General features: G+C 51.9%; 11 protein-coding genes and 1 other RNA gene. 4 read left to right on the forward strand and 8 right to left on the reverse strand.

The features are described from left to right. Positions 1-446: methionyl-tRNA formyltransferase (locus tag ACJAZW_RS14190; RefSeq protein WP_415159236.1), on the reverse strand; the 446-nt coding region annotated here is incomplete at its 3' end. 3 nt (positions 447-449) lie between these two features. Further along, the gene (gene def / locus ACJAZW_RS14195; protein ID WP_415159238.1) at positions 450-965 is read right to left on the reverse strand and encodes a peptide deformylase; all 516 of its coding nucleotides are present in this window, start codon (positions 963-965) and stop codon (positions 450-452) included. Between the two features lie 173 nt (positions 966-1,138). On the opposite strand from def, the gene ACJAZW_RS14200 reads away from it, so the two are divergent. Next, positions 1,139-2,305, forward strand: coding sequence for a DNA recombination protein RmuC (locus tag ACJAZW_RS14200; RefSeq protein ID WP_415159240.1), 1,167 nt, complete (start codon positions 1,139-1,141; stop codon positions 2,303-2,305). A gap of 58 nt (positions 2,306-2,363) precedes the next feature. Next, positions 2,364-2,972, forward strand: a complete 609-nt coding sequence (locus ACJAZW_RS14205; RefSeq protein WP_415159242.1) for a LysE family translocator — start codon at positions 2,364-2,366, stop codon at positions 2,970-2,972. Here the strand turns inward: ACJAZW_RS14205 and recR are convergent. The 5 genes from recR to ACJAZW_RS14230 form a co-directional block, all read right to left on the reverse strand. Further along, positions 2,969-3,577 carry a recombination mediator RecR gene (recR, locus tag ACJAZW_RS14210; protein WP_415159244.1) on the reverse strand — a complete coding sequence of 203 codons (609 nt, stop codon included), beginning with the start codon at positions 3,575-3,577 and terminating at the stop codon, positions 2,969-2,971. The genes ACJAZW_RS14205 and recR overlap by 4 nt on opposite strands. 18 nt (positions 3,578-3,595) lie before the next feature. Further along, a complete protein-coding gene (locus ACJAZW_RS14215) occupies positions 3,596-3,919 on the reverse strand; it encodes a YbaB/EbfC family nucleoid-associated protein (protein WP_415159246.1) in 324 nt (107 codons plus the stop codon). After that, positions 3,916-5,652 carry a DNA polymerase III subunit gamma/tau gene (locus ACJAZW_RS14220; RefSeq protein WP_415159248.1) on the reverse strand — a complete coding sequence of 579 codons (1,737 nt, stop codon included), beginning with the start codon at positions 5,650-5,652 and terminating at the stop codon, positions 3,916-3,918. The genes ACJAZW_RS14215 and ACJAZW_RS14220 overlap by 4 nt, the downstream gene beginning before the upstream one ends. A gap of 74 nt (positions 5,653-5,726) precedes the next feature. Next, positions 5,727-5,824, reverse strand: an RNA gene (ffs, locus tag ACJAZW_RS14225) — signal recognition particle sRNA small type. Between the two features lie 72 nt (positions 5,825-5,896). Beyond that, entirely contained in the window at positions 5,897-6,769 is an 873-nt protein-coding gene (locus ACJAZW_RS14230; RefSeq protein ID WP_415159250.1) for a prephenate dehydratase, read from the reverse strand. 259 nt (positions 6,770-7,028) lie between these two features. On the opposite strand from ACJAZW_RS14230, the gene ACJAZW_RS14235 reads away from it, so the two are divergent. Both ACJAZW_RS14235 and ACJAZW_RS14240 read left to right on the forward strand, forming a co-directional pair. Further along, positions 7,029-7,583, forward strand: coding sequence for a c-type cytochrome (locus ACJAZW_RS14235; protein WP_415159252.1), 555 nt, complete (start codon positions 7,029-7,031; stop codon positions 7,581-7,583). An 83-nt stretch (positions 7,584-7,666) separates the two neighbouring features. After that, on the forward strand, positions 7,667-8,611 hold the full coding sequence (locus ACJAZW_RS14240; RefSeq protein WP_415159254.1) for a 2-hydroxyacid dehydrogenase: 945 nt from the start codon (positions 7,667-7,669) through the stop codon (positions 8,609-8,611). A 303-nt stretch (positions 8,612-8,914) separates the two neighbouring features. On the opposite strand, the gene ACJAZW_RS14245 is transcribed toward ACJAZW_RS14240, so the two are convergent. After that, on the reverse strand, positions 8,915-9,580 hold a 666-nt coding region (locus tag ACJAZW_RS14245), incomplete at its 5' end, for a leucyl aminopeptidase family protein (protein ID WP_415159256.1).

The following is a 9,580-nucleotide window of genomic DNA, read 5'->3' on the forward strand; positions in this document are numbered from 1 at the left end:
AGGCCGACATCGCCCGTATCAAGCCCTTCGTTCATTTGCATGACCATTAAGCCCGATTGGGTATCTCCGGCCATAATCGCGCGTTGGATTGGCGCCGCCCCCCTCCAACGTGGCAACAAAGACCCATGCAAGTTCAAGCAGCCTTTGGCTGGCGCATCCAAAATTCGTTTTGGCAGCAACAAACCATAGGCCACGACCACCGCAACGTCTGCGTCTAACGCTTCAAAAGCTTCGATGTCGGCTTCACTCTTGAAATTAATCGGGGTGCGCACGTCAAGGCCAAACCCTTCGGCCAATTCATGCACAGGAGATTTACGGTCTTTTTTGCCACGCCCAGCAGGGCGCGGTGGCTGCGAATAAACCGCCACAACGTCATGGCCACGGCCAATAATCTCGCTCAATGTTGGCACGGCAATTTCGGGCGTGCCCATAAAGATAACGCGCATGGCTTATTCCGCCGCTCGTTTGGCAATTTTTTTGAACTTTTTGATAACACGTTCACGCTTGAGGCGAGAAATATAATCTATGAACAGCCTACCGTTTAAGTGATCGACCTCATGTTGCACAACGGTTGAAAGCAGGCCGTCGCATTCGCGTTCGTGATATTCGCCATTCTCATCGAGATAAGTCACTTTGCAAAGGACTGGGCGCTCCACGTCCTCGTAATATTCGGGGATCGACAAGCAACCCTCTTGGTGCACACGCAGCTCTTCGGACAGCCATGTGATTTTGGGGTTGATCATGGCCAAAGGTGCTGGCTCATCTTCTTCATCGGCGGGGTCCATTACAATCACACGGTGCATCACGCCAATTTGGGGCGCAGCAAGACCTATGCCGGGCGCATCATACATGGTGTCGAACATATCTTTGATGAGGGTTTTGATCTCGTCATTGACCTCAACAACAGGTGCCGCCACTTCGCGCAAGCAAGGGGTTGGGATATGAAGAATGGGCCGAATAGCCATATTTCGGATCGCCTTTGGTTCAATTTACCGTGTCGATAGGATGAAAGGGCTTTGCTGGTCAAGAAAAGCTTTCAAATTGTGCCAATCGACCTACTCCATATGTAAGCATTTTCTCCAAATTTTCCAGTTCTGAAATGGGAAGGCAATTGCTGCGAATCAGATAGAATTGGCAAATGGAACAAGTTCTTTTTTCCGCCTTCGGGCGCAATTTCTCTGGCACAGAAACAGTGTTGATCTTTTTGGTCGTGCTGTTGGCGCTTTCTGTTGCTGGCATTGTGGCGATCACGCGCGCCAGCCGCAAACGACAAGATGACGCGATAGCACTTGTGCAGCGCAATGCGGAGATGGAACGCCATATGGCTGACCTGATGCGCGTGCAGTCGGAAATGACCGGGCGCATGGGCACGATGTCGGAGATTTTTGGGTCTCGCACGTCAGACCTTGCGCGACTTTTGACCGAACGTATTGAGGGCGCGAGCCATCGCACCAACCAATCGGTGAATGAAACGCGGGTGAAGACCGAAGAAAGCCTGTCCAAACTCAATGAGCGTTTGGCGGTTATTGACCGGGCGCAAACAACAATTGCCCAATTATCCACTGAGGTCGTATCGCTGCGCGATATTTTGTCGAACAAGCAAAGTCGCGGGGCATTTGGCCAAGGGCGGATGGAAGCCATTGTTGCCGATGGGCTGCCCGCCGCCAGCTTTAATTTTCAAGCGACACTGTCAAACAATAACCGGCCCGACTGTTTGGTGACATTGCCAAATGATGCACCAAACCTTGTGATTGATGCCAAATTTCCACTAGAGGCCTGGCAGCGCTTGCATGAGGCTGATACGCCCGAACAGACAAAATTGGCTGTTGCGTCGTTCCGCAATGATATGAATGTGCATGTGAAGGCCATATCTGACAAATATTTCATCCCCGGGGAAACCCACGACACCGCCTTTTTGTTTGTGCCATCAGAATCCATTTTTGCAGACATTCACGAACAGTTTGAAGACATTGTGCAAAAAGCACTTCGCCAACGCGTAGTGATTGTTTCCCCATCACTGTTGATGCTGTCCATTCAAGTCGTGCAAGCGCTTTTGCGCGACGTGAAAATGCGCGAGCAAGCGCATATCATCCAACAAGAAGTATCAAATCTGTTGAGTGACGTTGGACGATTGTCTGATCGGGTGCTTAAATTGCAAACACACTTCCAGCAGGCCAATAAAGATGTGGAGCAAATCCTTATCTCAACAGGCAAAGTCACCAAGCGCAGCGAACGGATTGAGCAGCTGGAGTTTGAAGATCCAAAAGAGGCAGCTGAAGCAGACGTTCAATTGCCCTTGTCATAATCGGGTCGCCATTTCTGCTTTGGTTGGTCAATAATGCTAAAGCCAACCAGGAGTATATATGTCGTTTGCTTTGCCTCTCGTTCTTTTTCTGATCCCTCTTGCCTTTTCTCCTGGACCGGGAAACCTGTTCTTTTCAGCACTTGCGGCGCGGTTTGGCGCAAAGGCGACGTTGCCCGCACTGGTTGGTTATCATCTAGCAACCCTGTCGGTGACGGTTTTGGTCGGATTGGGCTTTCAATTAGGGGCGGGCGACAATGAAGGCGTGACCAAATTGCTGGCCTCAGTTGGTGCCTTATATGTGCTCTATCTGGCATGGAAGCTGGCGACTGCGGAAACATCAACAGCACCAAAAGTTGGGCAGGTGGCTAGCGTTGCTGATGGGTTTTTGTTGCTGGTTTTCAACCCGAAAGCCTATGTGATTATCGCGCTACTATTTACCCAGTTTCCGCCCTCAAAACTGATCCCCGACAGCGCGCTACTGGCCAGCATCGTAATCGCGGCTGCGTTCACCATTCACAACCTCATCGCTTTCATTGTTTGGATCATTGCAAGCGATAGAATTGGCAGCAGTTTTCGCTCACCGCAAAACATGCAGCGCATGAATTGGGTGTTTGGCGGGGTGCTTGGAATCGTGGCAGTTTGGCTGTTTGTGGCGAATTGGGTTTAAAAATCTGTCCGCGCATGAAGCGCTTGGGTTAGTGTGCCTTCATCAAGATAGTCAAGCTCACCGCCCACTGGCACGCCATGGGCTAGGCGGGTGATTTTGACGTCCAATCCTTCAAGGCGATCCATCACATAATGGGCGGTTGTTTGTCCATCCACGGTAGCGTTTACGGCCAGAACAACTTCTTTGACATCACCCTGCTCAACCCGACTGACGAGCGTGTTGATGTTCAAATCTTCGGGGCCCACGCCATCTAGCGGCGACAATGTGCCGCCCAGCACATGATAGAGTGATCGGCTTGCCCCTGCCCGCTCAAGCGCCCACAGGTCTGCCACATCTTCAACAACAATTAGCATTCCAGCATCGCGGCGACGCGGGTCGATGCAAATGTTGCATGGCGATATAGTGTCCACGTTGCCGCATTGGGCGCAGGTGACAACTGTATCTACCGCACGATCTAGTGCCGATGCAAGCGGCACCATCAATGTGTCTTTTTTCTTGATGAGATGCAAAACGGCGCGGCGAGCTGAACGCGGCCCCAGGCCTGGCAAACGCGCAAGGAGCTGGATCAACTGTTCGATCTCTGGGCCACCATTTTGATTATTCATCGTCTTGAACTTACACTCTTAGAATGGCAGTTTCATACCCGGAGGAATGGGCATACCGGCTGTCATTTCTTGCATCTTTGATTGGCTGATTTCTTCAGCCTTCGACCGTGCGTCAGTGTGCGCAGCGATCAACAGATCTTCCAACATTTCAGCTTCCTCAGCTTTGAGCAATGACGGGTCGATTTTGACACCGCGCATATCGCCCTTGCCAGTCAAGGTCACCGTGACCATGCCCGCGCCTGCATTTCCCACCACTTCTGTGGCTTCCAGCTCGGCCTGCATTTCGCCCATTTTGGCCTGCATTTCCTGAGCCTTTTTCATCATGCCCATAATGTCTTTCATTCTTCCAATCCTTTATCTGTGTCGCCATCTTCAAGCCATTGCTCGGCTGGCAGCTCATCATCAACAAGCGATTTTTCGTTGACCAAACGGGCACCTGGGAATGCAGCGATGATCGCCTTGACCGACGGGTCTTGCATGGCTTTGTCGAGTTTATTTTGTGCCTCGCGGTCACGTTGTAAGCGAATTGTGTCGTTGGCCTTTTGCTTAGAAACAGTCACTAACCATGGCCGATTGGTCCATTCCTTCAGCTTTTGCGAAAGTTTCGACGCGACCGATTGATCCGCTTCAGGCGTCAATGCAATTTCCATGCGCCCATCCACGACAGAAATTGGGCTTACATTTGCTTCCAGCGCATGTTTGAGCACCAGTTCGCGTTTTTCCCCGCACAGCGCCACAATCTCAGCAAAGCTATTGATCGACATGGTCGGCTTTTGCACGGGCGACGCTTGCGGCGCGCGATTGACACTCACCGCCTGCATGCGCGCTGTACCGCCACCAGAGGCTTGCATAGCTCCACCACCGCCAGTGGGGCGGCTGGGTGGTAAGTTTGGTGCGGAAGCGCCAACACCGGCGGGCATATCGCCAAGCTTTTTGATCAGTTCGTCCGGTGTTGGTAAATCAGCTGCATAGGCCAAGCGGATCAACACCATTTCCGCCGCTTGAACGGCGTCATGTGCGTTGTTGATTTCAGCAATGCCCTTATTGAGGATTTGCCACGTGCGCGACAGGACTCGAATATTGAGCTTTTGCGCCATTTCTTTGCCGCGGGTTTTCTCGTCGGGTGTAAGCACCGGGTCTTTGTCCGCGCCGGGAACCACTTTAAGCCGGGTCACCAAATGGGTGGTTGCCGCCAAATCCGTCACAATTGTTGCAGCATCGGCACCAGCGTCATATTGATGGCGCAACTGTTCCAGCGCGCTCGCGGCGTCGCCCTTCATCAAGGTTTCAAACAAATCAAGCGTCAGCGCGCGATCCGCAAGTCCAAGCATTTGCCGAACGGTCTCGGCTTTAATATCGCCGCCTGAGTGGGCAATCGCTTGGTCCATCAATGATAGATTGTCGCGAACGGACCCCTCGCCTGCGCGAATGATCAATTGCAGCGCATCGGGTTCAAATGAGATGCCTTCTTTTTCAAGAATGCCGCCAAGATAAGTCTGCAACGTTTCAGGATCCACACGTCGCAAATCAAAGCGCTGACAACGTGACAGAATGGTGATCGGGACTTTGCGAATTTCTGTGGTGGCGAAGATGAACTTCACATATGGGGGGGGCTCTTCCAGCGTTTTCAACAGGCCGTTGAACGCCGCTTTGGAGAGCATGTGCACTTCATCGATGATGAAGACTTTGTAGGGCGCTGAAACAGGGCCATAGCGCACGCTGTCGATAATCTCACGGATATCATCAATACCGGTGTGCGAGGCCGCATCCATTTCGATAACATCGACATGGCGACTTTCAATGATCGAACGGCAATGCTTGCCCTCAGTCTCTAAATCGAGCGACGGGCGCGCACCACTATCATCCTCAAAGTTGAGGGCACGGGCCAAAATGCGGGCCGTTGTGGTTTTGCCGACGCCACGCACGCCTGTGAGCATAAAAGCATGGGCAATGCGGTTCGATGAAAACGCGTTCTTAAGCGTTTGCACCATCGCTTCTTGGCCAATGAAGGTCGAAAAATTTTCCGGGCGGTATTTGCGGGCAAGTACCAGATAGGATTCTTGTTTGTCCGCCAATGTTTGCTCCGCCAATATAGTTGAAAGTTGGAAGCGCTATCTGACACCGATTCTGATGCGTCGCGCAAAGCAAAAGCTGAGAGGCTGGCAACGACCCGTTCCAAACTCGTTAGGGCTGCTTCCTTCCGGACCTGACCCAGTTGGCGAGCGGTTCGTCCGCGCCAACCTCCCAACGCGACTATATGGTTGATCTGGTCACATAATGCAAGAGATCAACGCCAATTTGTGCGTAAGCTCGAAGCGGCTATGCTTGGTTGCTGCTGTCATCGTGACTTTTCTTGGACGGATAGACACCCAGAATGTTGATATAGTCTGTGAAGAACGCCAGTTCTTCCAGCGCAAAATTTACGCCGCGGTCTTCAGGATGGCCTTCAATATCGGCATAAAACTGGGTCGCGGTGAAATTGCCGTCCACCATATAGCTTTCCAACTTGGTCATATTGATGCCGTTGGTGGCAAAACCGCCCATCGCTTTATAGAGCGCAGCGGGCACGTTGCGTACGCGGAAAACAAAGGTCGTTTTGGTGTCCGGCGTACCAGCTTTCAGATCAAGCATTTCGCGTGACATGATCAAGAAGCGTGTGGTGTTGTGATCTTCGTCTTCAATGTCTTCTGCGAGCAAATCCAAACCATAGATTTCACCGGCAAGTTTTGAGGCAATGGCGGCGCGGCGTCTATCACCATGCTCTGCCACTTCCCGCGCTGACCCAGCTGTGTCAACAGAATTGATTGCCAATAACTTGTGGTCACGGATGAACTTGCGGCATTGGCCAAGCGCCACGGACAGGCTTTGCACTTCCTCGACTTGGTCGAGTTTGGTGCCTTTAATGCCCAGCAAACACATATTCACCCGGTGGTAATGCTCACCAATAATTTTCAATCCACTTTCCGGCAGAATGTGGTGAATGTCCGTAATCCTACCATAAAGTGAGTTTTCCACTGGCACCATGGCGTAATCAGCGTCGCCATTTTGCACGGCGGCAATGGTGTTTTCAAAAGTCACGCAAGGCATTGCTTCTTCGTCTGGAAATACGGCGTTTACCGCAGCATGACCGAACGCACCTTTTTCACCCTGAAACGCAACCTTGAACATCATAATACCTTTGAAAACTCTCATGAAACCGGTGCGCAATATCGACAAGCGGTGGATAAGAGTCAATGCAGGATAAATTGGGCGCCCAAATTCACGCCAAAATGCTGCATTGTCGCATATTCTATGTTGGGAGTTGCGCCCTTGGGCCGCAGATTATATGATCCGCACGCGGATGGCTGGTTTTGCAAATAACTTGCAGGAATCAGTTTGGTTTGAATAGTAGCACCCAGACATTGCAGAATTAGCTGTCGGACATGGGGCGGCGGCGTGGAGAAGGCATAAAATGAATTGGATTAACCTGCAGAAAATTTTCGGTGCCGTATTGGGCACCTTGCTGTTTATCATGGCGGTTGGCTTTTTGGCCGCGTCGATTTACGAGACTAAACCCGGCGCGGGCGGCGGTTACACGCTTGAAACAGCGGAAGCTGAACCTGTTGCAGAACAAGTGGAAGCACCTGCCGTTGAACAAGTTTCGCTTGCGGCATTGCTTGCCAATGCGGATATGGCAAGCGGCGAAAAGCTCGCCAAGAAATGTACGGGTTGCCATTCATTCGCTCAAGACGGCTCCAATAAGGTTGGCCCAGCGCTTTATGGCGTTGTTGGTCGAGCAATCGCTGGCGGCGAAGGCTTTGGGTATTCGGACGTTTTGAGCGGCTATAATTCTGAGGGCAGAACCTGGTCATTTGAAGACCTTGATGCCTTCTTGACCAGGCCAAAGGACTACGCCCCGGGTACAAAAATGAGCTTTTCGGGTTTGAAGAGCGAAACCGACCGCGCTGACTTACTTGCATATATGCAATCTCTGTCTGCCGCTCCGGTTGCATTTCCAACTGAGTAAGCGAACCATTATCGCCTTAGGCGGTTAGACGAATATAGAAGGCCGTGCCATAAAGGTGCGGCCTTTTTTGTTGGAGTTTTTTGATGACATTATTGATGCATTTGAGCGACGTAAGCGAACGCGAGTGGGCAGACGCCTTTCAAAAGGCAATGCCAAACCTGAAAATTGTGACCCGGCAAGACAAATATGAACGTGAAGAGATAAAATATCTCTATGTGTGGAAACCAGAAGCCGACGCATTTGACGGGCTGGATAATTTAGAGGTGATCTTTTCGCTCGGCGCAGGCGTTGACGGCATCGTCAAACATCCAAAATTGCCAAAAGACGTGCCCGTGGTCCGGTTCGTAGATGACGAGCTAACCCAATGTATGACCGATTATGTGGTTGCCAATGTAGGCATGCACCATCGACAACTCACACGCTACAGCCGAGAACAGAACCAACGCAACTGGGATCAATATTATCCCGAACGCGCATCGACGATCAATGTTGGGATTATGGGGCTTGGGCAATTGGGGAAAGACGCCGCTGAAAAACTCAACTTCCTTGGATACAATGTTGCCGGGTGGTCGCGCAGCCCAAAAGCTATTGCAGGTATCGAAGAGTTTTCAGGCACAGCCGAATTCGATCTGTTTTTGGCACGGACTGACATTCTGGTCTGCTTGTTGCCCTTAACGCCAGAGACACACGACATTTTGTGTATGGAAACTTTTAAAAAGCTCCGGTGTGGCCATTTGCCGGGCGGGCCTTGCATTGTCAACGCAGCACGTGGTGGTCATCAGAACGAGCATGACATCGCAGCGGCGCTGCAAGACGGCACTTTAGGCGCAGCAAGCCTAGATGTGTTCAAAACTGAGCCATTGCTCGCTGACAGCCCGTTGTGGGCGCTCGACAATTGTTACATCACGCCGCATATCGCTGCGATATCTGGTCTTAAGGCTGGTGTGCGGCTCGTGACGTCGCAGATCACTCAATATGAGGCATCCGGTGATCTGAAGCATATCGTGGACGTGTCGCGCGGCTATTAAGCTGTAGCATATTTTTCGCGACACCGGTTTGCAAAAGTCTCCCCCCACCCTTAGTCCCTCCCCACGAGGGGGAGGGAGATGTTTTTCCGCCGTCGTACTCGTTGCACTCAGCACTTTTCGCGCTCACGCCGCGCGGGCTGGCCCGTTGGGGATAAATCCACCTTTCCTTAGGGCTGCCCCGGACTTGATGCGGGGTCACGCTGCCGGTTTGCAAAAGTCGTCCCCTCACCCTTAATCCCTCCCCACCAGGGGGAGGGAGATGTTTTTCCGCCGTCAATTGACAGAGGTGCGTTCAGGTTAAAGTTAACCGAACCGCTTTTTGAGTGCCATATAGGCGGCGCGCTGACCTTGTTCTGTTCCGCCGAGTGGACGACCCGGGCGAGGTTTTTCTGCCCATGCCATCATGTCCATGTGGCTCCAGCTTTTTGCGTTTTTCACAAAACGGCGCAAGAATAGTGCGGCTGTAATTGCCCCACCAAACCCACCGGCCGAAATGTGATTGACGTCAGCAATTGGGGAAACAAGGTTCTCATCATAATTGTCCCAAAGCGGCAAGCGCCACAAAGGATCAGATGCTGGAATGCCTTCGGCCATAATCTCGTTGGCGAACGTATCGTCATTTGAGAACAAGGCTGCCAGTTCAGTGCCAACGGCCACCCGAGCTGCCCCCGTAAGCGTAGCCATATCAATGATGATTTCTGGGCTCTCTTCGTCAGCAAGCGCTAAAGCATCTGCGAGCACCAAGCGACCTTCAGCATCGGTATTGCCGATTTCAACGGTCATGCCGTTGCGCGATGGCAGGATATCTCCGGGACGGAAAGCATTGCCAGAAATTGCGTTTTCAACAACGGGTATCAGCACCCGCAACCGCACAGGCAGTTTTGCGCGCATAATTGAATGGGCCAAGCCAAGGACATTGGCCGAACCACCCATATCCTTTTTCATTATCAGCATGCCAGCTGCTGGCTT

This window comes from Maritalea sp. (assembly GCF_047634455.1).
In the GTDB taxonomy this organism is placed as follows: domain Bacteria; phylum Pseudomonadota; class Alphaproteobacteria; order Rhizobiales; family Devosiaceae; genus Maritalea.